Here is a 24,773-nt window from a genome sequence, read left to right on the forward strand (position 1 = left end):
CGGATGTCTGGGCTCAAGATACTCGATGTCAGTGACCCGGCAAGGCTGACCACGCTTGGTTCCTATGACACGGCTGGGCAGGCACCGGGCATCGCAACAGCCGTTGCCGGGGATTCCTTCGCCTGCATCGGGTGGCCGCGCCCGAAGTTCCGCGCTTTGGACGTGAGTAAGCCAGCAATGCCACTCTTCGCGGGGACATGTGAGTTGTTCGGCTACCCCGAGGACATGGTCCTGCGCGACAGCTTCGTTTACGTGGCCGAGGGAAGACGCTTCCAAATCGTCAACGTTGCCCGGCCCAGACAGCCGGTGCTGGTGGGGAGCTGCGTGACGCAGGACGGAGTATTCGGGTTGGTAGTTCAGGAAACGCTGGCCTATGTGGCTGGCACGAGCTTGCAGATAGTCAATGTCGCAAACCCTGCGAGTCCCCGTGTTATCTGCACCGGCGGTCGTCCATCCATCGGCGTTGCGGTGAGGGATACGTTCGCATACGTACCATCTTGGGATACGCTCTTCGTGTTCAGCGTCGCCAATCCCTCGCAACCACACGAGTTGTCGCGGACACCGACCGGCAGGGCATGGGATGTTACCATTGGTGAATCTGTGTTGTTCATAGGCACAAGTGAGGGCGTTGAAGCGTATGAAGTGAGCAACCCGGTTCTGCCAAGGAGAATCGGCGCGGCAAGTGCACCTTACAGCAACCGCCGCCTCAGCTACGCTGGTGGCTACCTGTATGGAGCATTCTGGGATGCCGGAGTCGCGGTGTACGAGACGACAACGACAGGCGTGACGGAACCTGCGCCATGGCCACGTCCGTCACGGCTAGCGTTCAGAGTCCGGCCCAATCCCATTGCGCAGTTTGCCGTTCTGGAAGGGCACCGTGTACGCGGCGGCTGCTTGACGGTACGCGACGCCGTGGGCAGGAGCATGGCTGTGGGACGCAGAGAAGAAAACGGCGGCACAAGGTTGGACTTTGGCGGAATCCCGCAGGGTTTGTACTTTGTCGAGGTGACGGTCGGTGGTCGCCGAGAGATAGCGAAGGCAGTGAAACAATAGGAGGACTAGATGAAAAGAACACTGATACTGCTCTGCCTGGTGGTGGGCGTCTCGGCTGCGCTTGTTCGCGCCTACTCGGTGGAGCCAAGGACTGCTGAGTGGTCGGGCTGGACGCGACTGCCTCCCGCACCCAACTACTACGTTTCGGAGGTGATCACGGTCGCGTTCGACCTGCTGGACAGCACGTCGGGGGCCTATTGCGAGCTGTTCGCGGGCTCACGGGGCGCAGGTGGCGCGTATCACCTGTCGGTTCTGACCTATCCAGGCGGATCCCCAATAACACAGGTGGCCTATGCCGGGGGCGACGTTGATCACGAGTGGGTCAGGTTCTATCTGCATGTGACCTATCCCGAGTCCATCGTGAAGGGGAAGCAACTGGAGTTCAAGTTCACGCGGTCGGGGTCAGACTCTATCCAATTCTACTACGATGCCTTTGCTGGGACGAAGTACGATTCGATGATTGTGCCGGGCGGGGGCTTCCAGCCGGGGCCGGAGCCGGCCAGGCCGGCGCTCTGCTGTCGCATCTTCGGGGTCATGGAGCCCTGTCCGGCGGAGTTTTGGGGGTACAATGTTGGGGGATAACGGGGACGCTTCCATGAAAAGCCTCCTGTCAATAGCCGATAGCTGTGTTCCTTTCCGGTTCATCCTGCCTGACTCGAGTATCGAGTTTACTCATGCTTCTATTCGTCCTGCGGCAGACACATGTTCACTTCCGAGTCTGAGCTTCCCACTCTGACCCTCGGTCTTCGTAGACCAACGTCCCCGCCGGGTTTGCTCAGACTGTGGTTTCATACCTTGGTTTGTAAGGCTCGTTGTACGTCAGCACGTACCATACCGCAGCCAACAGCTTCCGCGCCACCGCCACCCGCGCCTTTAGTGGTCCGCGCCGGTGCGCCACGCTACGGTAGAACTGCCCCAGATAGTGATCGTGACTCGGGGCCTTGCAGGCTGCTTCCACCATCGCCCAGCGGATGTACCGGCTGCCCTCATGCGTTATCCGCCCCTGCCAGCGGTGCTCGGCACTCTGCCTCGTTGCCGGTACGATCCCGCCGTACGCGCACAGCTTCTTGGGCGATAGGAAGCGGCTGATCTCGCCAATCTCAGCCAAGAGCAGGTAGGCGGTAAGATGGGCGATAGCCGGTATCGTCATCAAGAGCTCGGCCCGCGGGTCGGTCACCAACTGCGCCTTGATATCCCGGGTGGCTGCGGCAATCCGTCCTTCTACGTCCTCCATGAGCGCCAGGTAGTTGTCCAGTTGCCCGCGCTAGACCGGCCGCAGCTCCAATGCGGCCATGAACCTCCGGCCGGCCGTGCCGAACAGGTCGGTGAAACTGTGCTGGACGTTGAGCTTGTCCAGGAGGGCATGAATCCGGTTCTTCAGACCGGTGCGCAACCGCACCAGGACCAGCCGGTAGCGCAAGAGCTCGCGCATGTCCCGGACCGGCCGCGGCGGAATGTAGGCTTGTGGCAGGTAGTCGGTCCGTTCCAGTTGCGCCAGGATCAGGGCGTCGATCTTGTCGCTCTTGTTCTTGGACTCCGCTATCAGCCGCACCTTTCTGGAGTTGACCAGCTTGGCCTCGACCCCGAGTCCCTCCAGTAACTCGTACAGCCAGTACCAATTGCGCACGGCCTCGACCGTTACCACCGCCTTGCCCGCCAGCGGCCGGAAGTACTCGGCCATCTCGCCACCGTTGTCGTGGCGCAGCGTCTTCCGATTCTCGACCTCGCCCTTGTCGTTGAGCGCGGCCACCTCGGAGAACCGCTTGTGCATGTCCAGACCTACGTGTAGCATTGTGCGTCTCCTTTCTGCGTTTCGAGGTCCTTTGTGCACATAAGAATACCTTCGAAACCGAAAGGAGGCTTTTCATGAGTATCTTCCCGTTTTCCTCGTTTTCCTTCCCGTTTTCCTACGGGCGACAGCTTGCAGCCGGCGTGTACTTCTGCCGGGTCGAAGCGAACACCGAGTGCCGGCAGCGGAAGATGGTGGTGGTAAGATAGCGTGAGCGAGTAGACCGGAAACCCGAAGACCGGATACCGGTGCAGGGGCGGAGACAAGCCGTCCCTGCACCAAGTTACCACGGCTTGCGGGTCAAGGGGTCGAGGGGCCGGGCGAGGTAAAGTGAGCCAGTGAAGTCAGGAGCTTGAAAAGTAAAGCCTGAGGCTTGAGGCACACCTGGGGCGCTCGTAAGTGAAGTCTTCCCGTATGGGGGTCTATTGGTAGGCTGATTGGTGGGCAGATTGGCAGGCCGCCTGGCAAGCCGATTGCCAAGCCGATTGGCAGGCCGATTCTCGAGCTGATTACCGGGCTGGTTCCCCGGCCGCTTGGCAGACCGGTTGCCGAGCCGTTTGGCAGGTTGATTGCCCGGCCGATTGGCAAGCCGGTTGCCAGGTTGATTCCCCGGCCGCTTGCCAAGTCGGTTGGCAGGCCGATTGCCAGGCTGATTGGCAAGCCGATTGGACGGCCGGCTGGTAGGCCGGTTGCCAGGTTGACTCCCAAGCCGCTTGCCAAGCCGGTTGGCAGGCCGATTGGCGGTTGGCTGGTAGGCCGCTTGCCCGGCTGCCGGTTGTGCGACCGGGGTGATGTCCTATACTTCCTGCAAATTCAGCGGGTGTTTTGACTGGGGACAAAGAGGGCGTAAGCTCCATTTGGGCGAGATGACAGCCGGCGGTAGTCGGCAGAAAGGATACTTACGCCGGGGCAGAACGACCGGGAAGGTCTCAAGCGGCATCTACTTCTACCGGCTCGAGACACCCGGATTCCGCGACACCAGGAAAGCGGTGATGGTGAGATAGTAGCGGCAGAGCGAGACAAGAGCGGGGCGGCGCAGGATTCAGCGCCGCCCTGTTGTTCGGCTGGGAGCGCTCGCCCGCTAGCCGCCATCCTGGCCCACCATTCCGGGTTCATGGGTTGCTTGACAGACCGGGGATAGCGGCTAGATTTCACCATGCAAAGAACGCTGGCCCGTGACCTGCCGAGGCACGTCGGCGAAGCAGTCAGACTGGTTGGCTGGTTGCACCACGTTCGGGATAAGGGCAAGATTGCTTTTGTGCTGGTGCGGGACCGGACCGGCGTGGCCCAGGGTGTTGTACTTGATCCGGCAAAGGTCAAGGTTGCTGACCTGAAGCGCGAGAGCATCGTTGAGGTTGTGGGCCGGGTGAAGGAAGAAAAGCAGGCGCGGGCCGGAGTCGAACTGGAGGTCATGTCAGTCCGGCCTCTAATCGAGCCTCAGGCCGAGTTGCCTTTTGAGGTGAGTCGGTCGCGCGAGAAGCTGAATCTGAAGATTGATACGATCCTCGACCACCGGGCTTTTTCGTTGCGCAACCCCGAGTTCGCCGCGCCGTTCCGGGTTCAGGCTGAAATCGTACGCACCTTTCGTGACTACCTGCGCCGGCTTGATTTCCTAGAGGTACACACATCCAAGATAGTAAAGGCTGGCACTGAGGGTGGTACTGCGCTGTTTCCGGTCAAGTACTTCGAGGAGCAGGCATATCTTGCTCAGAGTCCGCAGTTCTATAAGCAGATGCTTGTTGGTGCCGGGTTCGAACGCGTGTTTGAGGTCGGGTTCGTGTATCGGGCTGAAGACCATGCCACGTCGAGGCACATCAACGAGTATCTGTCGCTTGACTTGGAGATGGGATTCATCGAGTCCTACACCGATGTAATTGATGTCGAGAGGGGTTTCTTGAGAGAACTGGTTGAGAATCTCAGGTTGCATTGCCAAGAGGAGTTCAACCTGCTCGGAGCCAAACTGCCCAGGGTCGGCGACATGCCGGAAATCCGGCTCAAGGAGGCCTTGGCAATTCTCGGCCGGGACTATGGCCGTGATACTAGGGGCATGGTTGACCTTGACCCTGAAGGTGAACGTCAGATATGTGATTACGCTCTGAAGGTGCACGGGTCTGAATTCGTGTTTGTTACCCGATACCCTCGCTCGGCCCGGCCGTTCTACACGATGCCGGATCCAGAGGATGAGGAATCTACCCTTGGATTTGACTGCCTTTTCCGCGGGCTTGAGGTTACAACCGGAAGCCAGCGCATTCACGATTACCAGATGCTCGTTGACAGCATCCGCAGAATTGGCGGGAATCCGGCCGATTTCGAGTTTTACCTTGAGATATTCCGATACGCAATGCCGCCGCACGGCGGACTGGCAATCGGAGCGGAAAGGCTGACCCAGCAGCTTCTCGGCCTGGCGAACGTGCGCGAGGCGAGTTTTTTCCCACGAGACCGATACCGTCTGACACCGTAAGTTTGACACCTTTGCCCGCGGGGCTAGAATTTCTTGTTGTTCCGAGACGAAAGGAGCACAGATGATGCTTGTGGTTTCGTTGGCAAGTTTCCTGCTCACGGTTCTGCCACTACCCGAAGGTGGCAGGACGCCGGTCAACGCAGTTGAGTACCAAGTTGTTCACGACCTCGTGCTGCGTAAGGCAGAAGCCGAGTGGCCAGGATGCCGGCTCGGCCCGGTTATCCCGTACCTCGATGAGAATGGTGCAACCGCGGGGTATATGTTCCACTTCCGAACTGATGGACAGACCTTCCCAGACCAGGAACAGGTTACGCTTGACGTCCTTGCCGACCGCGAACGTCTGACCGTCAATACCGACCTTACTAAATGGCGGTCAAAGTATGCCTGCATCCTTGCATCAGCCAGCTATGACCGGCCACCGTTTGTTTACTACGGCTACGGTACATCCGAGTACTATGCCATAGGTGAGAAGGCCTTGGCCAGGGCCCGGCAGGTTCTGGGTAGTGACGCTACTCTGACAAGGATCTACTTTATCGAGTGTCGGACGTTCCTTGAGTTTGGTAACCAGGCTGGAGACCATGTTGTCTATTCGAACCATTTTGATGAGACTTGGAACTCCCGGCAGGCATTCGTTGAGGAGGTGTCGCGCCGAAGACAGGTAGCTCGCGAACACGGATATGATCCAGAAGCGGCCGCGGCCGTGCATGAGCATGAATGGCAGGAGGCGCTGGGCAGGGATTTCACTGACTTCACCGAGTACTACGTGCCGAACGTGGACAAGGCGCCGTTCTACGACTGGAGCTATGGATGCACGCCGACATCGGGCGCAATGGTACTTGGTTATATTGACCGGACCCAGAACTACGGTCGGCTCGTGGATCAGTATGCCTTGCGCTGGGACCGTATTGAGGGCGAAAACGATTGGCAGATACCGAACACCCAGCGCGAATGCGCCATTGCGATGAACACTGATACCGTCAACAATGGCGGTACATACGTTTCCTACATTGCCTCAGGTCTGCGCAATGCGGCCCAGGGTAATAACAACAACTATACCTGCACTGTGACCGAAGCATACGGCTCAAGCGGCAATGACTGGGCCTGGAGTACGATAACCGGCCAAATCAACGGCGGGTATGCGTTCATATGGAGTGCAATGTGGGAGAGCCATTCGCTCGCCTGCTTTGGGTACCGTACTCCGGAAAAGGACGTATATGTGCACAACACATGGTGGATGCCCGCGGCCTGGTGGCACTATTCAGGTAACAATCAGTCACACGTCGCGTCACCCCACATGTCAGGCGGAGACGTGCATCGGTTGAACATTGTTTATCCGGTCGGTGACACATTCTACAACTCAAACGGCCGTGGAGAGATACTTCAGGTCGGAGATACGGCTAATGTGACATGGACGAGCCATGGCAATCCCGGGACAAGGGTTGACATCGAAATCTCCCAGAACCACGGTAAGACCTGGCAGATCCTGGCCGCGAACCTGCCGGACAACGGTTTGTACAAGTGGTACGTTTCACCCTCCCAGCCTGCTTCAGACTCGGTTCGGCTCCGGCTCAGGCAGTACAATGGCTCGACACTTACCTCAAGCGACGCTAGTTTCGGGAACTTCGTTATAACCCGGGAGCCGCTTCCGCCCAAGTTCCTTGCTCCGCCTAATGGTCAGCAGATTTTCGCACCGCCGATTGTCCTTGTTGTGGATTCGCTTTATTCCGGCGACAGTCTTGACTTCAGGTTGATATATGCGGGCGACACACTGGTCCGGCGCAAGACGACGAGCAACACCTGCCCGCTGCCGGACTCGCTGTTCCAGTACGGCAAGTCGTACAAGTGGACATGCCGGGCGCACAACCAGTTCGGTTGGGGCCAGCTCGGTACGCCTTGGTCATTCTGGATAAGGTTTTCGTCCGGTGTCAGTGAGCAGGGACTCGGTGCAGTGCGACCCGGTCTAAGGGTGAAGGCAGTCAATGTAACCGGTGAAGTTGCGTTCGAGATTGCCGCAGCCGTGCCCGGCTCGCGGCTGGTCATCTACAACGCGCTGGGCTCGGTTGTGCGCGAGCTTGCGGTTACTGAGACGCGGGTGAGTTGGGACCGGTGTAGCGATGCAGGCGTGAGGCAGGCCGCGGGCCTGTATTTCGCGCAACTGATTTCCGGCCCTGGTGTGGCCACTGTCAAGTTCATTCTGGCGGAATAGTCTTTTTCCGGACTGAGGCTGGCCTGGTTCTCAGGCCAGCCTCGTTTGGACAGTATGGGGTGCCCGGCCTTTGTGCCGGGCTGGCTACCGGAGTTCGGGCGAAGGGCCTGGCGCGGTGGCGTTCCATCTGCGCGAGGCTGCGAACAGTGCGGTGAATACGTGGCACCCGGTCGCTCAGCAGGACGCCCGGCGGGTCGGTCGGACGACTAGTTAGAACCGGACATGAGGAACATCTGCCAGTCTGCGCGAACTTCCTGGACCGATCGGGAGTGCGACAGGGTCCTTCTCGTTGTTGAGTGGACTTAGCGGAGCTTGAGTATCTGCGTTTCGGAGAATCCCAGTTCCGTGCCAACACGCAGAAGGTAGACACCAGCAGGAAGGCCGTGCAGGTCGAGCGAGAAGCGATTAGGTAATGAAGTGATAGCGTCATGGAGGACAACCCGACCGGTTGCGTTATGGACTCGGATGCTCGTAACCCGCGGTAGGGCATTTGCTGCTACAAGCCGCACCGTGGCGACGTGGGAGACAACCGGATTCGGCGAAATGACGAGCCGCAGGCCAGGGAGCGTTGTTGCAGGGTTTGCCGCCAGTCCGCCGAGTCCGGTTGAGTACCAAACATCGTTGAACACCTGCGTTTGGTTCCAGCCGCCGAGAATCCAGATGCGGTCGTTGTAGGCGACAAGAGCGTGGTTCCAGCGGGCCGGCCACGGCGCCGAGGGACTTGCCTGTACCCAGTCCGCGCCGTTGACCGAGTACCAGACGTCGTTGTAGTACACAGTGCCAGCATTGCCGCCGGCAAGCCACATGGTGTCGCGCAGCACCGCGACCGAGTGACCCCGACGCGCCGACCAGGCGGCCGAGGCAGTGACTTGGGTCCAATCGGTGCCGTTGCACGAGCACCACACATCGTTCAGGTTGGCAGCGCCGGTGAATCCGCCCAGTACCCAGATAGTGTCGTGGAAAACCACCACAGCATGATTCACGCGCGGGTTCCAGTCAGCGCCTGCGGTTGCCTGTTCCCATGTGTCGCCGGTTGTTGAGTACCAGACATCGTTCTTGATGGTGCCGGTTGTACCGCCGAGAACCCACAGTCTCGAGTCGAACGTAACCGAAGCGTGTCCTTTACGGCCGGCCCAGGCTGCGGCCGGTGTGGCCTCTGACCAGTCAATACCGTCGCCTGAGTACCAGACATCGTTCTTCAGGTTGCCAGAACTGCCTCCCATTATCCACATCCGATCGCCAAGCGTGGCAACGGTGTGCTTGAACCGTGGTGACCACGCAGCTGACGGCGTAGCTTCGAACCAGTTGGTGCCGTCGGTCGAATACCAGACATCATTGTAGCTCGCACTCCCCTCGCCGCCCAACACCCAAATCCGACCCCCGAACTCAAGCGAGCCTAGGCAGTGCCGCGGCGGCCAGGGGGCAGATGCAGTTGCCTGGTCCCAGCCCATCTGGGCTAGGAGCAAGGCCGGCAACGAAAGAGTGATGACGGCCAGCGCTAGCAACGGTCTTGACATAGACCTCCTCTGATACGTCAGGCTAGCGTTGCCTTGCTGAGCTGTCAAGGGGCAGAGGGTACGTCCGAGAATCAAGGTCGCCGGGAAGCCACGAGACTCGCCAGAGGACGAGACGTTGGCGTCAGCCGACGCAGCATGCCAGGAATCTGGGGCTTCGTTCCTGAAATCCACGGGGAGTGAGCGAGTTCGAGCCGCTTTGCCAGAAGGGCCGGCGTACTCCAGGACCGTCGGTCAGGGCATTTGGGCTTGCTCCGGATGCCGGGCGAAGGCGGCCGGGACGGCGATTGACATGACCTGATTCCGGAATAACATGGCCGGCATGATGACGCCGGGCCGTTTTCCGCAGCTTGCCGGGCTTAGACGGGAACAGCTCGAGGAGCTGCTCGCCGACGCCGCCAAGAACTGGCTCGCACATGACGGCACCTGGTTTCAGGCAGTTGAGTCCGAGCACGGCCTCGACGCAGCAATCCGGGCCGACATTGAGGCGTGGCGGCGATTTACCAGAATCGAGGCCGAACGCATCATGAGGCGGCACGGCATTACGCCGGGCAGCGGGATTCCAGCTCTCGTCAAGGCATTGTCTTTCAGACTCTATGCCTTTATCAACGAGCAGGATACGATTGAGGAAACCCAGAATCGCGTCGTCTTCAGGATGCGTGATTGCCGGGTGCAATCGGCCCGCAGACGCAAGGGCCTTGCGGATTTTCCGTGCAAGCAGGTAGGTATTGTCGAGTACTCAGAGTTCGCCCGGGTAATTGACCCGCGAATCACAACCCGATGCCTGTACTGCCCACCGGACGAACATCCCGCTGATGCCTGGTGCGCTTGGGAGTTCACCATCGGAGAAGGAACCGACAACCTTAGAGTCCGACAAGACAAGTGAAGGAACCAACGCACCGCACGTTCACGGTTCACGACCTTCCGCAGCGCGAGCGGCCGCGTGAGCGGCTGATGCGCGAGGGACCGAAGGCCCTGACCCGCGAAGAGGTGCTGGCGATCATCATCAGCCGGGGAACCAAAGGGCGGTCGGTTCTCGATATTGCCCGTGACCTGGTGCGGAGGTTCAAGACCATCGGCGCAATTGCCGATGCGACCATCGAGGAACTGCAACAGATCGAGGGTATTGGCAGGGCTAAGGCGTGTCAGCTTAAGGCCGCACTTGAACTCGCACGCCGGATTGACGAGCCTCCGGACGACGACTCAGGGGCAGAGCTGGACAGTCCTGAGGCGGTTGTGCGGCTTATGGCTCCCAAGCTGCGCGGCGAGAAAAAGGAGTGTTTTCATTCGCTTGTTGCGGATTCCAGACGCAGGCTGGTTACACGGGAGCTGGTGTCGCTGGGCTCGCTCGATACGACTCTGGCCCACCCGCGCGAAGTGTTTCAGGAAGCAATCCGGGCAAAGGCCTCGGGGATAGTCGTCGTGCACAATCATCCGTCCGGCGACCCGACGCCGTCAGAGGACGATGTACGGCTCACCCGCCGTCTAGTCGAGGCCGGTAGGATAATCGGCATTCCGCTCCTGGACCACATCATTATCGCCGGCGACAAGCACTACAGTTTCCGCAGCCGCGGGCTGCTGTAAAGCATAGCCCCGGAAACAGCACCGTCCTATACGCGCGACTTTCCGGTTCCCTTGACGATGGAGTCCAGGGTGCGGGTCGCCGCTGCGGCGAGCACCGCAAGTACGGGTTCAATCGGAGCCCGCATGCGGGCTTCACCCAGTGCGCCGGTCGGCAGTGCGAAGTAGAGGATGGTCAGAAACAGCAACAGCATAGTGTCATGAGCAAGGGGGAATGAGAAGCGGGTATGCAGGAAAAGATGACGAACAAGCAGGAGCAGCACCAGTATGAGCACACCGAGCTGAAATATGAGCGCGGCGGTAAACGTCGTGACCCCGAACCAGCCGAGTCGCGCAAGCCGAGACTGCCAAACGAGCCGGGCTGCTTCGACGAGCTGGCCACGGGCGAGCGCAGTCAGAGCACGCTGAGCGACATTCGGCTCCTGGCCCGGATCCGTGCCGGAGTGAACTGCAAGCGGCCTTAGGCTTATTGGACTAGCCAACGTGGAGACAAACCCAAGCAGCTGGACCCGTAGGGCGAGCCAAGGTTTGCGCAGGATGTGACGCCACGCGACCGGCGTGAGTCGCTGCCAGTACCGGGCCATGTTCAAAGTATCCAGTGGAGCGAACGACGGTGCTTCGGCCTCAAGTTTCATCAGCTCACGTGCCTCGGCCAACGAGACGTTTTGGTCTAAGGCAAGAACGGTTGCAGCGTTGTACAGGACAAGGTTGTGCTCGGCAGTCGTTGAGAGAACCCAACGGCCGGTCAGTCGAGCGTTGCGCACGAACAACGGCAGAACTACGAGCGCAGTACCGGCGAGCAGCAACAGCGGGCTGAGCAGGCGCGGAAGGCCTACGTCAGCGGGCCGACCGGTCTGTTCCGAACAGGAGCAAGCATGCCTGTACTGGCGGACGCTGCGGTCGAAGAATAGCACTGCAGCCAATAGCAGCGGAAAGTAGAGTGCTATCGGCCGGACAAGCGCCAGAAGGCCGCAGCACACTCCGCTGGCGACAATGCCCTGGACCCGGCTGACTGTGCGGTGCCGGTTGAACAGAATTAGCGTTACAGCTAGCATGAGGGTGAACAGAGTCTCAGTCACGACCTTGGTCGAGACGAACGCTAGGTTGGGAGAAAGCGCGACCAGATAAGCGGCAACAAGTGAAGTGCGGTTGTCGCCGGTCAGTTCCAGGCAGAACCGGTAGGTGACTAGGACCAGTAGCAGGGAAAGAATAAGCTGGGCAGCGAGTATCGGCAGGAGCGGTTTAGGGAACACAACGAAGAACAGGGCGAGGAAAAGGGGATAGCCTGGTGTACGCAGGACCTCGGGTCGGTACGGCTCCTGTTCAGACCGGGAGAACGTCTGGTGCCGAACAAGGTTCTGGGCCAGGGTAAGGTACTCGGCAGCATCCGGGATGGCAGCAACGGCTTTGGTCTCGATTGATGTTGCCGGTAGGGACAGGAAGACTAGCCTTAGTGCAGCAGCGACAGTCAGCGCACCGAACAGACTAACCCTCTGGCCGGTTGTTGGCATCAGGCAGGGGTGTTGCGGATGCGACATCGGTCGGTTTCTTTGTTTGAACAGGTGACCGGAGGTGGGTAACCTGAAGCCGGCCGGTCAGTGTATGTCATACCAAACTGGTCGGCGCCGGCGACGATTGCGGACAAGTAGCGCGAGAAGAAGACCGACAACAAATCCGCCAATGTGGGCAAAGTACGCAACGCCGCTTCGGCCTCCGACCGACGAACAACCGTACAATAGCTGCAGTAGCAACCAGAACCCAAGCAGGAGAAAAGCTGGGAGATAAACGAACCGGATGAAGAAAAATATCGGAACTAGGGTCAGGACTCTGGCACCGGGATAGAGAACGAAGTACGCACCCATGACACCAGAAATGGCGCCGGAGGCACCGATGGTCGGAACCGTGGACCCGGGCGCGACCAGAATGTGAAGCAAACTTCCAGCTACGCCGGACAGAACATACATGCCGAGGTAGCCGAAATGACCGAACACGTCCTCGACGTTGTCTCCAAATATCCAGAGGAATAGCATGTTGCCGGCAAGGTGGAAGAAACCGCCGTGCAGAAACATCGAGGTGAGGAGCGTCCAGAGGTGCTGGCCGCGGAACACTGCAGCGGGTATCATGCCGAATGTGTACAGCAAATCCCTCTCTGCCGCCGGGCTGGAAAGCTCGGACATCAACTGGTACACGAACACCATCACGCAGGCGCTGACGAGGGCATAGGTAACGTACGGACGGGTTCGTGACTCGATATCGTCGTGGAGCGGTATCACCGGACCTTCCCCCTGGGTTTCAGCGGCGGCCGCAGCCTGGTTAAGCGGATTCGAAGCCCCGTGTCTCTTGGTCGGACCGTGCGCTTTTGCCTGAGGAGCACGACTACCATTGCTGCAATACTTCTGCCCGGCGCTGCGAGCCCGGTTCCTTCGCAGGTCTTGGCCTGGAGCCCGACCCGGTTCGGTTGTACTGCAAGCAAGCGGGCAATTCGGGTACGGATGCTGACGGCGTGGTGAGCAAGTTTGGGCTGGTCACATACGACGACACAGTCAAGGTTGGCCACTTCATACCCGCGCGCGGTTACGAGTCGCATCACTCTGGTCGTCAAGATGGTGCTGTCGGCGTCTTGATACTTCGAGTCGGTGTCAGGGAAGCGGACTCCGATGTCAGACAGGGCAAGGGCACCAAGCAAGGCGTCCATGATGGCATGCAGCAGCACATCCGCGTCTGAGTGGCCGGCAAGGCCCTTACAGCCCGGTATGACCATACCGCCCAGTCTGAGCTTGCGGTCTGGACTGGAGCTGAACCGGTGAGCGTCAAAGCCGATGCCGATACGAAGCGGGGCCTGCACGCCGGTGATTCTAGGGTCTGTCAGACTCCGGTCAAGCAGAAGAGAGGACAGTAGGACTGGAATAGTCTAGCACTGTGCGACCAGGGTTCTCTCGTTCTACCAGGCAGGTCGCTTCATGGTTTTACCCTGGCCGGTTGCGGTTCGGCAGGGGTTTGACGACCAGCTCTGAGTAGAGCCGGACGTAGTCCTGGCAGCGCGCATCCCAGGAGAAATCAGTAGCCATGGCTCGCTGTCTCACGCTCGCAAGCGTTTCCTTGTCCCGGTACAGGTCGAGTGCATGCTGAAGCTTCGCACTGAACTCCGCCAACACGCCGCGCGTGAAGAGGAATCCTGTTCCTGAGTCCGGGTACTCGTCAAAATCAATGATGCTGTCCGCCAAGCCACCGGTGCGCGAGGCAATTGGTATTGTGCCGTAACGCAGGGCAATCATCTGGCCCAGGCCGCACGGCTCATATTCTGATGGCATCAGGAAGAAGTCTGAACCGGCGTAGATGCGGTGGGCAAGCGGCTCACTGAACTCCAGCTTGACCGCTACCGCGCCCGGGTGGTCAGAGGCGGTCTTTGCCAATTTCGACTCGAACTCGGCCGAGCCAGAGCCGAGAATCGCAACTCGGGCACCAGCCGCAACAAGCTCCGGAATCACGGCGATGAGTTTGTCAATGCCCTTCTGGCCAGCGAGCCGGGTCACGCATCCAAACAGTGGTGAGCGGTCCGACCTGAGACTGAGCTCGCGGCTGAGTTGTTCGCGGTTCCTGTCTTTGGCCGTTAGCGATTGGCTGTCGAAACAAAGGTCCAGGTACGGGTCCTTGCTAGGGTTCCATACTTCGACGTCAATGCCGTTGAGAATACCGGACAGGTCCGCGGCCCGGGCGCGAAGCACGCCGTCGAGTCCGAATCCGAGCTCAGCGGTCATTATCTCACGCGCATAGGTTGGGCTGACAGTAGTTAAGCGGTCGGCAAAGAGCAACCCCGCCTTGAGAAAGCTGACCGACCCGTAGAACTCAACGCCGTCTGGTCCGAACAGTCGGGCCGGTACGCCGAGCAGTTGAAACTTCTCCTTCGGGAAGTTACCCTGATACCCGAGGTTGTGAATTGTCAGCACGGTAGGCATCCAGTTGAGTGCAGGGAAACACTCTTTGACAAGAAGCGGCACGAGCGCAGTCTGCCAGTCGTGGCAGTGAACCACGTCCGGCTCTGGTACGAGCCGGGCAACAGCTTCCAGCGCAGCGCGGCAAAAGAGTATGAAGCGCTCTGCATTGTCCGGGTAGTCGCCATGCGCGTCGCCGTAGATACCTGCTCGACCGAAAAATCCCGGTTCGTCCACGAAGATGTATCTCACACCACGGTCTACAAGCTCAAGCAGTCTGACCGTCCGGGTTCGGTCGCCGACGGTAACCGTGAATGTGTCAGATATGGCGGGATTGAACCCAGCCTCAACCACGGATGGGTACAATGGTGAGATGACGGCAACTTGAAGCCCAGCGCGTACCAGTGCCTGCGGTAGGGCGCCGGTTACGTCGGCCAAACCGCCGGTCTTTGAAAACGGCGCCACTTCAGATGCAAGATGGGCAACGGTCATGCTGATGCTTCCTAAGCCAAGGCTTACGGGGTCAGGTCACCCAAATCCGTGTAGTTCATCCAGACTGCTGGCGCAGGAAACATGCCGCATCCTCAGGCGGAACCGGGTTGATGTAGAAACCGGTACCGACTTCGAATCCGGCGATAGTTGTTAGTTTCGGCATCAGCTCGATGTGAAAGTGATAGTATTCCGGGTCTGGTTCAGTCAGGGGTGCAGAATGGACTACGAAGTTGAAGTCCGGGCCGGACAGGCCGCGATTCATGCGGCCTAGGATGTCCTTGAGCGCAAGCGCAAGGTCAGTCACGTGCGCTGCGTCCATGGTGGCAAACGAGCCCAAATGACGGCGGCTGACAACCCAGGTTTCGAACGGGAAACGCGGGGCAAAAGGCTGAAACACAACGAAGCTGTCGTTCTCAAATACCAGTCTTACAGTCTCTTGTAGCTCCTGCTTGAGCATGTCGCAGTACACGCAACGGTTACGGAAACGGAAATACTGAGCTGCTCCTTCAAGCTCGGATTTTACCAGAACCGGGACGACCGGCATTGCAATAAGCTGGGAATGGGAATGGGCGAGTGAGGCGCCAGCACCGGCGCCGTGGTTCTTGAACACGAGAACATAGCGGAGCCTCGGGTCAGCGGACAGCGCAACATGACGGTCATGAAAGGTCCAGATGACTTCGCTGAAATGACCCGGCTCAACGTCAGCTAGGCTGAGACAATGGTCTGGAGTTTCGATGATTACCTCGTGCGCGCCAATACCGGTCATTTTGTCGTACACGCCGACTCCCTGACGGACCGGTTGACCTTCGGGCGTTAGTGCCGGGAACCGGTTTGGAACGACCCGTACCGACCACTGGCCAGATTCGGGTCGCCGCATGATTTCCGGCGGTGTGAGGTGCTCGTTACCGGGACAGAACGGACACGGCTGATTGTGCCCGGTCACCGGCTGGTGAGCCGGACGTCGGAAATCGCTTGGCCGGCGTGACCGCTCGGTTGAGATGATGACCCAGCGTCCGAGAACCGGATCTTTGCGCAGTTCGGGCACGGCAGGACGTCCTAAGTCCGGTGAACTATGTGTCCTGCCGTGCCCGTGTCATTACACCACGGCACTCTACTTTCCGCCACCGGGCTGAGATTCCCCGCCACTCGGCGTCTCTTCGGCCGGCTCAGTCTCGAAGATGAAGTCGGACTCCTTCATCAGAACCTCAATCCTCGCCCGAGCGCGGAGGTCGGCGAGTAGAGCGTCGTATGCCTGTTTCTCGTCAGCCCGGCGCAGTTTGCCTTCAATCTTCGCCCAGACCTCTTCCAGCGGCCGGGTATATGCCTTTTTCTTCTCTTCGACCTTTATGAATACAAAAGTCGTATCATTGAGCTTCATCACCGGTGAGATGCTGCCGGCAGATAGTTCGAACCCAGCGTTGACTACCTTCTTGTCGTGGGCTTCGTCGTCGCGACTGAGCCAGTTCATGTCTCCGCCGGACCACCGGCTGCCAGCAATCGAGAAACGGCGGGCAATGTCAGCGAATGTAGCCTTCTGCGCGGTGTCCTTCTTCGTCACCTTGACGATAAGCCAACCGTGCGCCAGCTCGCGCTCGGTAACCTGGCCTGTTTCCAGCCTAAACAGGCCTTTGACAAAGTCGGACGGCAGTTGGCCTTCTAGAGCAACATACGCGCCGAGCTTGGCCGAATCAAGAATCGGTGCTCCGGTACTGTCAATCTTGAGCTCCTCGCCGAGAACTTGGGCGAGTTCCTGCGGAGTCCGTGGTTCCTTGAGTATCGGAGTGAACAATTGGTCCTCGGCCGACAGGTCGGTGAATGCCAGTCCGTATCCACTAACGTTACGATACGGGCCGGCAGCTCGCCACGGCCGAGTGATGTTGGGGACTTCCTTTGCTCCGGCTCGAACTGTTGGCGTGCCAGCTAGTGCAGGCGTGCCGGCTAGTCCGAAAAGGGCGACAATTGAGTCAGTGTTGTTTGTGGCGGCAAGTGCCTCTTTCAACCGGGCTGCGGAATCCTGGTCCAGTACCAGCACCGCTCTTCCTTCAAGCATCGCGGGCAGGCGTTCAGCCTTTGCCCAGGTCCGTAGCTGCTCGGCCCGGTTGCGACTACGGGCGACGATCTCCCGTAGGTGCACCTGCGCCGGGACTTTGTGCTCGTTGATGTTTGCTTTATAGTCGGCCTTGACCCGGGCCGAATCAATTCGGACCTTTTCGGTGGTCATCATCGTCCGGTAGCGGTCAATTGCCATCTGGGTCCGCTGTTCCAAGACCCGATCAACAACCTTGTTCCAAAGCCAGGTCTTTGACCGCTCAACCTCGTAGAGCAGCAGTTTCTCAAGGATAAGTTGATCCAGGATGCGTTGCTTACCCTCGGGTGTTTCGAACTGACCGCGGAAGAAGGGTGGTATCTGGTCAATGCGGGCAGTAAGTTCGGCGGGTGTGATGACCGAGCCGTAAACCAGTGCCAGGGTATCCTTGTTCTGGGCGATGGCGTTGGTGTCGGTGACAACGTTTGCCCTGCGTCTCAGCTCCGCAGTCTTAGCTTCGTAAAGCCGGTTGACGTTCTCCTGACGGAGTTGTACCTTGATCTGATTCTCGACCTCGCTCAGCGGCCGAATGACCCGAGGTTTTCGCTCGGTCACTTTCATGAGGACGTAGCCCTGGTCGGTTTTGATCGGCTGACTCAACTGACCGGGTCTAAGCTGAAAGGCGACATTCTCGATCGGTCTAGGTTGGGTGCCACGGGCAAACAGTCCCATGTCACCACCTTTCTCCTTGTCCGGTGCAGTGGAATACTGACGCGCGACCGAATCCCAGCTGAGCGTGGTATCGGCAAGCAGTGCCCGGCGCAGTGAGTCAGCCAGCGTCTTCTCGGCGACGACAATCTGGTAGGCATGCACTTTCTCCGGAGTCGTGTACCGGCTCGCACGGTCCTTCCTGTACTGGGCTTGAACTGCCTTGTTAGTCGGTTCGGCCTTGAGCTCAATCTCGCGGCGATACCATTCCTGGAACACAACCCGGTTACGCATCTGGGCGACATCAGTGGCAAACTTTGGGTCATTCATCACACCGGCAGCAAGGGCTCCTTTGTAGAGCAGCCGAGTATCAATCATCTCGTTGAGCAGTTCCTGTTTCTTTTCAAACGGCTCGTACATTGCCGGGTTGCGTGAGATGCGGTCATCTAATTCGATCCGGGTGATCGGGAAGCCGTCAACGTAGGCCACACGGTCTTGATAGTTCTTGCGAAAACAGCGCTCGATCGCGTCGAGCGCGTCCTCGCCGTAGGTCGTTTTCATGTACCGGGTCGCGACTTGCTCGTAGTTTCGAGCGGCGTCAAGAAACTTTTCCTGCTGTTCCTGGGCCAGCGCTAGACGATACAGAACGTCAGGACGTCGCTTCTCCTTTGGAAACTCGGCGAGTAGGAGATTGTAAACCGACTCGGCGGCGGCGTAGTCCTGACGTTTGTCCAGCAGGAAATCGCCAATCTCGAGTTTGACTAGGAACCGGTCGGCCGGGGTCTTGGTCCGCAAGTCGAGCTGTTCGAGCAAATTCTTGGCAGTTGAGTAGTCACCGACAGCGTAACAACGGTACACGCTGTCGAGTCCGGCTGAAAGATGTTGCGCGGCGACAGCTCCGGCAAGAACCAGCAGCCCGGACAGAAGATTTCGTTTCATATTACCTCCTAATGATAAGATTTGCCAGCTTCGGTCATCGGGTCCGCAGTCAGTGCAGGAACTGCAGACCGACCATCATTACTGCCCCGGAGAAGACCGGAACGACAACGTTGTCGTTGACTTCAATCGGCAGCGCCTCGACGAGCGAGGCTGAAACGGCCCCTAGAATACCAACAGTAAGGGGAAGGTCAAGTCCTGGCAGGATTGATACGACGTAGGCGATACCGATGCATGCAAGAAGTCCAGCTAGCGTACCTTCGACCGTCTTACGGAAGAGTTTGATGCGACCGAACAAAAGACCGACCAGTGCAGCCACCGTGTCGCCGACGGCAAGGAACGACACCGCGGCAATAAAAACGCCACGGCCCTCTTCAGGCCGCGTACCTAGGACGCCGGAACCAAAGACGAGCATGCAGACGAACGACGCTAGCATCAGGTAGCTACCACCGGTCAAAGTCGAGAATTCACGGCGCCGCAGGAGTGAGCCGAACAGGACGATAAAGATTCCCTTGAAGGGATTCAGATGCAGCCGCAAGAAATCAACCGTCAGAAAGATTGCGGTGGCTCCGGCCATGAGTCCCACGACCAGCCAAGGCGAAAGTTGCGAGAGCGGGTAGTAGAGGATAGGAATCACCAGCGCAAGCAGGTGTACCAGCTTGCGGCCGACCTCAGGACCTAGAACTCAACACCCCCGGAAATCTGCTGGGTACTGCCCAGTTCGCGGCTGCCCGCGGCGTACCCGGCGGAATATCCGTAGTCGAGGTAGAACCGCCGATAACGAGCACCGAGGCCGAATGTGAAATTGCCGCGGTGCAATCCCATCCGACCGAACAGGGTGCGGCGGAATGAATACTCCAGTCCCAGATTATGGTACAGGCTCCGTTCCTCCGGGTCGGCTCCAACCTCGGCAGCCACCAGGAGCGCGTCCCGGCCCACCCGAACCGACCGGCTGACGCCGAGGCACGGCCGCGGCAGGATGAATTCCTTTGTACCGGTGGTCCAGAACAGAGGTGAACTCGACGCATTACGTACCCGCAGCCCTATGTCCAAATCCTCAAACGGGGTCAGAACCAGGCCTCCGTCCAGACCCATGCCAAAACAGGAACTAGGACCAAGCCCTTGGTAGATGACCTTGGCATTACCGCCCAGCGAGACGTGGGATGAGAGGATCCGACAATAGTTCAGGTAGCATACAAGCTGATTTGCGTTGACGACCCCGCGCACGACGGGCCGGTTGTTTTCACCCGGCGGCTTCGTCGTGTCGGGCAGCGTTGTAAGCTTGATGCCCGGAATGCCGTTGTGGAGTAAACCCAGACCGAAAGCCTGAAGCCCGGCTACGAACGACACACCAAGAAAGTTGTGCTGGACCAGTCCGGAAAAGTCCTCGGCATGAAGCAGAAGCGCAGCAGTGCGGCGGTTTCGGGCCGCCAGGGCTGGATTGTAGTAGATGGCAGCCGGGCCCTGAGCCAGTGCAACCGCAGAACCGCCCATGCCGAGCGCCCGGGCCGAAGTGCCCAGTTCCTCGAAGTCACCTGCATACCTCGTTGCATAAATCAGCCCGGTCGCGAGTACTAGCAAGATTGTGACAGTCGTTGTATGGGACAGTCCTGTCCAGTCAGTCAGTCGTTTCTGGAGATTGCTCATCTCGTATTCATGCTCCGTGTTTACTGATCTGCGGTCAACTGTCAAGCAGCCGTCGCACCCGGCCGACAAGTTCCTTTTTCAAGAGCTGTTTGGGCCGGCTGTAGGTGGGCCGGACCACCGCCCTTATTTCGTATTCCCCTGGAGCCACGAACTCGCCTGAATCGGTGCGGCCGTCCCAGACGATCAGTACCTCGCCCGGCCGTTGGGAGTGGGGAGGAGTCAGTGTACGGACGACGCGGCCGGCAGAGTCGGAGATCGTCACCGTCACGTCGCCGACTTCGGTTACGTACAGCGCAATAGTCGTGCCGGGCTGCTCGCGAGTTAGTTCGGGCGGATAGCAGCCAATGAAGTATGCATCTAGACCGACCCAGTAGTACTGACCGCCGTCCAGTTCGTTCACGAAGAGTTGACCGAAACGGCGCCAGATTGCAATGCCGCGGGGTGAGTTGAACTGGTCCGGCCCGCCTTGGGACACGATGTATTTCAGGTTCGGGTCAAACACGTGGATTTCGCAATTCGTCTCGTCGGTCACGTACAGGTTCCCGTGGCGGTCGAACGCGCAGTAAGCGAACGCGGCCTCGTCCCGACCGATACGGCGCGCATCGGTCTGACGGCGGAGCTGGCCGGAAAGAGAGAACTGGCTGATTCGCTGTCGGTCGTGGTCAATGACCGTGACCGCGTCGAGCTTGTAATCGTTATACTCGGTCTGCGCATCAAGCACCGCGACCGCAGTAGGTCGGTCAAGACCAGGCCAGGTTGCTTCGACCGAGCCGTCCGGGCCATACACCACAATGCGGTCGTTTCCGCAGTCAGCGACATACAGCCGGCCTCGTGAGTCAATGCCAACGTCCCTGGGACGGTTGAGTCCAGAGTCTATGACCGAGACCCAGGAGAGTCTTCCTTGGGAATAGCGCAGTCGTACGACCCGGTCATTGTCGGTATCGGCCACGTACACGTCACCCTTGGGGTTGCAGCAGATCCCGTGCGGGTTCGCAAACTGACCGGTGTCAGAGCCGACCGAGCCGTAAAGTCCGGGGCGGACCAGCTTGACGTTGTACACAATCTGGCCTGAACCCGAGTTCACCGCAAACATGGTCAGGATGTGGTCGTCCTTGCCAGTAGAGGGGTCATCCTCCTCGAACATCTTGGCACCGCACATCGCTTGGGGGTTACTGATCTTGAAGTCCTTGCCCAGGTACAGTTCGAGGTAGAAACGCGTAACCCGGTGGAACCCGAGCGTGTGACTGAACGGCGGAACAAGAAGGGTAGTCGGCGTTTCCGCAATCAACAAGAGAGCTGCAAGCAGACTCAACACCAAATGTTACCGGCAGTACCGGCACAGTCAAGGTCATTGTGGCATCCGCCTTTTCCTGCCCCCATTTTCAGTGTCGCCGTGGGGTGTCTGCTTCGTTTCCAAGGGAGCACGGTGTGTTTGACAAGAGTCCGGGGCAGGCTACATTGGCAGAGTCATACGGAGGAACGTTATGCGCAGAGTTTTCCTTGTGTTCGTTACCGGGTGCGTCGCATCGGGTCTGGCCGCTGTCGGCCTTGATTCCCTGACCCGGGCTACGCTCGAGCAGGGTCTTGCCACGCAGGGCATCACACCGCCTGAGCTGGGCTTTTTCAAGCAGTGGGCAACCGACAGTTTCTTCCGGCTGAAAATCGTTGACCGCATGCTTGACAACCCACTCGAGGTTGCGTCCTATACGGACCTGGCGGCCAAGCAGGTACAGTTGTGTCAAGGGTCGCCGGCCAGCCTGCTTCTTTACCAGTACAGACAGATTGACGTTGACATCGGGCAAAAAGATTCGGCCAGGGTCCATCGAGAGATTCTCGCCGAAACCCGAGGGGTGCGTGCCGAGGTTGAAGCCTCAGAGCTGGCAGCTCTGCCGTCTGCGGTTGGTCAGGCGGTCAGTGTCGTATTGGCCGGATTCAGGGTCGGAAGCCGGTACCTCACGAAGGCGACTGCCGGGCTCACTGAAAAGGAGCTTGACCGGCTCGTAGGCGAAGCCCCTAACTTCTGGCACGACGAAGACGACACGCTCGAGAAATCTTGGGCCGGTATGCTGCACCGCGAATTCGGGCTGGACTACGACACAACTGGTGTCAGGGCCGAGACAGTGCTGACATATGCCCGCAAGCTCGACCGTCGCTCGCTTGCCCTGGCCGGGCTTGCTGTGACACTTGGAGCTTGCGAGGCGTTCCGTTTGCTTGAGTCCAGTTCGGTCGCCCTAGCACAGAATGTAGAACTGAGGCCGCTGGAAGGTATTGAGGGTGGAGTATACGCCTCGTGGCAGACCGCATTCGGCCTGGTCGTGGTCGGTGCGAACCATGACAACATCTATCGCCGGGATTGCTGCCTTGCTATTGACCTGGGTGGTGACGACAGCTATTTCAACCGGGCCGGCGGTGCGGTCGGCGTCCTTGACCACCCGTTCAGCGTGCTCGTTGATTGCGAGGGTAACGACCGGTACGACTGCTCCCGGGCCTTCAGCCAGGGCTCGGCAGTTTTCGGAGCCGGTGTGCTGATAGACGCTGCGGGCAATGATGTATATCGGGCCGGAAACTATTCCCAAGGTACAGGGGTATTTGGAACCGGTTTTCTGTGGGACATTGCGGGCAGAGACATATACGATGCCGGTTGCTGTGTCCAAGGTGCGGGTCATTTCGGCTGCGGGCTTCTGCTCGAGGCCGAGGATAACGATGCATACCGCTCACTCGGATACTGCCAGGGCTTTTCCTCAACCTGGGGCTATGGCCTGTGTGCAGACTTCGATGGCAACGACTGCTACTACGCTGGAGGCCGATACCGACACGAACCGCTGCTGCCGCACGAGTACCGTTCATTCGGCCAAGGGTTCTCAATCGGCTGGCGGCCAGATGCTGCGGGCGGTATCGGATTCCTGTACGACAAGTCGGGTAACGACTTCTACGATGCCGAGGTATATGCACAGGGCACTTCGTACTGGTACAGTCTGGGTATGCTCTGGGACGGAGACGGATACGACCACTATACTGCGGCTCAGTACTCGCAGGGTTCGGGCATCCATCTTGCAATCGGAAGTCTGGTGGATAACGAGGGAAACGACTCGTACTACTCGCGGCTGGGGCCAAGTCAGGGTGAGGGCCATGACCTCTCGGTCGGGCTTCTGCTTGACCGAAAGGGGAACGATGTTTACTTTGCGTCTGGCGGCGCCGGCGTGGCGCTCACGAACTCGGTCGGTCTGTTCTGTGACATGACCGGCAACGACGTGTATTCCAGTACCGAACCTGTGGCACTCGGCGGCGGAACCGCGGCGCGCGGATTTGCAAGCAGCGGGAACTTCATGGACCTTGCTGGTCATGACCGATACACCGCAGGCAGTGCAGGCTCGGACACCGGGTACTGGACCAACGGCACCTACGGTTCAGGTTCTGACCTGTCTGCAGAGCCGGTGCCGGGTGATGAAGCCGACGAAGGTGATACGCTAGAAACTATTGGAGACTCGATTGCCTTGCCGATTGATTCTATCTTTAGAATTGCCGCAACCTGGGAGGTCGGCAACGCTCGGGCCAGGGTAAGGCAAGCAAGGCGGCAACTCCATGCACTCGGTCGCCGGGCAGTTGAGTACGTTTGCGAGAAGAAGCTCGACACCAAGGACGGACTGGAGTCGCGGGCAATCGAGGAGCTGTTCAAGGCCTGGCCGGATACCGCCCTGCCTTACATGATGCGGGCATTACGCGATGAGCGGTATCTTGCCCGGAACAACGCAGCTTACTGGCTCGGCAAGATGGGCAAGGATGCAATGCCTGCGGTCGAATCCCTGCTTCTTGCACTCCGGGAAGGCCGAATTACCCCGCGCCGGGCGGTAAACGCGCTTGGCGACATCGGCGATTCGCTCGTCGTGCCGCGCATTGTGTACCTCCTTGGCGATACGTTTGAACTGTCGCGCATTGTCACGGCCGAGGCCTGTGGCAAGCTCAAGAATCCGGCTGCAATACCGGGTCTGATTCGTAGTCTAGGTGACCGGCTGTTTACCGTGCGTTCGGCAGCAGAGATGGCGCTCGTAGCCATCGGTGAGCCGGTACAGGACACCCTGCTCAGCGGGCTAGATCGGCTGAAGCCGCCTGCACTTGGTCATGCACTTCGTGCTGTGGCCGAAATCGCAGCCAAGCTGGACTCGACTAAGGCGGCCTCTGCGGACTCAACGCGGCAGCGGCTTGTTTCCTATCTCGGGCACAGGGATGCCTTTGTTCGGCTTGTTACGGTGCAGGGTCTTGCAAAGCTCGGCACCGAGCCTGTGCGTGAAAGCCTCAGTGCCGCACGCGCGGTCGAGACAAACCGGTTCGTACTCGCCGCACTGCGCAAGGCGCTCGTGCCGGACTAGTCTACGGATGTGGAACAGGGCAAGACAAGTGTTTCGTAGTGCCGGGCCGGTGAGATGCCGG

At 59.1% G+C, this 24,773-nt stretch carries 22 protein-coding genes; 10 read left to right on the forward strand and 12 right to left on the reverse strand.

What is annotated here, in order from left to right; genetic code table 11:
* Positions 1-1,053: hypothetical protein (locus tag ABIL25_04105; protein MEO0081462.1), on the forward strand; the 1,053-nt coding region annotated here is incomplete at its 5' end.
* Between the two features lie 9 nt (positions 1,054-1,062).
* Positions 1,063-1,635, forward strand: coding sequence for a hypothetical protein (locus ABIL25_04110; protein MEO0081463.1), 573 nt, complete (start codon positions 1,063-1,065; stop codon positions 1,633-1,635).
* Positions 1,636-1,828: 193 nt separating this feature from the next.
* Here the strand turns inward: ABIL25_04110 and ABIL25_04115 are convergent, their stop codons facing one another.
* Positions 1,829-2,287 (reverse strand): transposase, encoded by a 459-nt coding sequence (locus ABIL25_04115; GenBank protein MEO0081464.1) that lies wholly within the window; start codon positions 2,285-2,287, stop codon positions 1,829-1,831.
* Between the two features lie 30 nt (positions 2,288-2,317).
* The gene (locus tag ABIL25_04120) at positions 2,318-2,824 is read right to left on the reverse strand and encodes a transposase (protein ID MEO0081465.1); all 507 of its coding nucleotides are present in this window, start codon (positions 2,822-2,824) and stop codon (positions 2,318-2,320) included.
* Between the two features lie 95 nt (positions 2,825-2,919).
* On the opposite strand from ABIL25_04120, the gene ABIL25_04125 reads away from it, so the two are divergent.
* The 5 genes from ABIL25_04125 (at position 2,920) to ABIL25_04145 (ending at position 7,509) form a co-directional block, all read left to right on the forward strand.
* The gene (locus tag ABIL25_04125) at positions 2,920-3,051 is read left to right on the forward strand and encodes a hypothetical protein (GenBank protein ID MEO0081466.1); all 132 of its coding nucleotides are present in this window, start codon (positions 2,920-2,922) and stop codon (positions 3,049-3,051) included.
* Positions 3,052-3,407: 356 nt separating this feature from the next.
* Entirely contained in the window at positions 3,408-3,671 is a 264-nt protein-coding gene (locus tag ABIL25_04130; protein MEO0081467.1) for a hypothetical protein, read from the forward strand.
* Positions 3,672-3,699: 28 nt separating this feature from the next.
* Entirely contained in the window at positions 3,700-3,846 is a 147-nt protein-coding gene (locus ABIL25_04135) for a hypothetical protein (protein ID MEO0081468.1), read from the forward strand.
* Positions 3,847-3,998: 152 nt separating this feature from the next.
* Positions 3,999-5,303, forward strand: a complete 1,305-nt coding sequence (gene aspS, locus ABIL25_04140) for an aspartate--tRNA(Asn) ligase (GenBank protein MEO0081469.1) — start codon at positions 3,999-4,001, stop codon at positions 5,301-5,303.
* A gap of 61 nt (positions 5,304-5,364) precedes the next feature.
* Entirely contained in the window at positions 5,365-7,509 is a 2,145-nt protein-coding gene (locus tag ABIL25_04145; protein ID MEO0081470.1) for a hypothetical protein, read from the forward strand.
* A gap of 302 nt (positions 7,510-7,811) precedes the next feature.
* Here ABIL25_04145 and ABIL25_04150 read toward each other — a convergent pair whose 3' ends face one another.
* A complete protein-coding gene (locus ABIL25_04150) occupies positions 7,812-9,026 on the reverse strand; it encodes a T9SS type A sorting domain-containing protein (protein ID MEO0081471.1) in 1,215 nt (404 codons plus the stop codon).
* Positions 9,027-9,345: 319 nt separating this feature from the next.
* On the opposite strand from ABIL25_04150, the gene ABIL25_04155 reads away from it, so the two are divergent.
* Complete coding sequence (locus ABIL25_04155) at positions 9,346-9,909, forward strand: DUF6125 family protein (GenBank protein ID MEO0081472.1); 564 nt, start codon at positions 9,346-9,348, stop codon at positions 9,907-9,909.
* The gene (radC, locus tag ABIL25_04160; GenBank protein MEO0081473.1) at positions 9,906-10,607 is read left to right on the forward strand and encodes a DNA repair protein RadC; all 702 of its coding nucleotides are present in this window, start codon (positions 9,906-9,908) and stop codon (positions 10,605-10,607) included. The genes ABIL25_04155 and radC overlap by 4 nt, the downstream gene beginning before the upstream one ends.
* A gap of 26 nt (positions 10,608-10,633) precedes the next feature.
* Here radC and ABIL25_04165 read toward each other — a convergent pair whose 3' ends face one another.
* The 9 genes from ABIL25_04165 to ABIL25_04205 all read right to left on the reverse strand — a co-directional run bounded on the left by ABIL25_04165 (position 10,634) and on the right by ABIL25_04205 (position 21,657).
* Positions 10,634-12,115: a glycosyltransferase family 39 protein gene (locus ABIL25_04165; GenBank protein MEO0081474.1), complete on the reverse strand. Its 1,482-nt coding sequence runs from the start codon at positions 12,113-12,115 to the stop codon at positions 10,634-10,636.
* Positions 12,116-12,199: 84 nt separating this feature from the next.
* Entirely contained in the window at positions 12,200-12,877 is a 678-nt protein-coding gene (locus ABIL25_04170; protein MEO0081475.1) for a rhomboid family intramembrane serine protease, read from the reverse strand.
* Positions 12,874-13,449 carry a 2-C-methyl-D-erythritol 2,4-cyclodiphosphate synthase gene (ispF, locus tag ABIL25_04175; GenBank protein ID MEO0081476.1) on the reverse strand — a complete coding sequence of 192 codons (576 nt, stop codon included), beginning with the start codon at positions 13,447-13,449 and terminating at the stop codon, positions 12,874-12,876. The genes ABIL25_04170 and ispF overlap by 4 nt, the downstream gene beginning before the upstream one ends.
* A 121-nt stretch (positions 13,450-13,570) precedes the next feature.
* Positions 13,571-15,028, reverse strand: a complete 1,458-nt coding sequence (gene glgA, locus ABIL25_04180; protein ID MEO0081477.1) for a glycogen synthase GlgA — start codon at positions 15,026-15,028, stop codon at positions 13,571-13,573.
* A gap of 55 nt (positions 15,029-15,083) precedes the next feature.
* Entirely contained in the window at positions 15,084-16,073 is a 990-nt protein-coding gene (galT, locus tag ABIL25_04185; protein ID MEO0081478.1) for a galactose-1-phosphate uridylyltransferase, read from the reverse strand.
* Positions 16,074-16,139: 66 nt separating this feature from the next.
* Positions 16,140-18,701, reverse strand: coding sequence for a peptidyl-prolyl cis-trans isomerase (locus ABIL25_04190; GenBank protein MEO0081479.1), 2,562 nt, complete (start codon positions 18,699-18,701; stop codon positions 16,140-16,142).
* A 49-nt stretch (positions 18,702-18,750) separates the two neighbouring features.
* On the reverse strand, positions 18,751-19,335 hold the full coding sequence (locus ABIL25_04195) for a phosphatidate cytidylyltransferase (protein ID MEO0081480.1): 585 nt from the start codon (positions 19,333-19,335) through the stop codon (positions 18,751-18,753).
* 41 nt (positions 19,336-19,376) lie between these two features.
* Positions 19,377-20,345 carry a hypothetical protein gene (locus tag ABIL25_04200; protein MEO0081481.1) on the reverse strand — a complete coding sequence of 323 codons (969 nt, stop codon included), beginning with the start codon at positions 20,343-20,345 and terminating at the stop codon, positions 19,377-19,379.
* 34 nt (positions 20,346-20,379) lie between these two features.
* Positions 20,380-21,657, reverse strand: a complete 1,278-nt coding sequence (locus ABIL25_04205) for a FlgD immunoglobulin-like domain containing protein (GenBank protein ID MEO0081482.1) — start codon at positions 21,655-21,657, stop codon at positions 20,380-20,382.
* A 172-nt stretch (positions 21,658-21,829) separates the two neighbouring features.
* Here ABIL25_04205 and ABIL25_04210 point away from each other — a divergent pair, with 172 nt between their 5' ends.
* Entirely contained in the window at positions 21,830-24,712 is a 2,883-nt protein-coding gene (locus tag ABIL25_04210) for a HEAT repeat domain-containing protein (GenBank protein MEO0081483.1), read from the forward strand.
* Positions 24,713-24,773 lie beyond the last annotated feature (61 nt).

The organism is candidate division WOR-3 bacterium (assembly GCA_039801365.1).
GTDB lineage: Bacteria > Hydrothermota > Tepidihabitantia > Tepidihabitantales > Tepidihabitantaceae > JBDRUN01.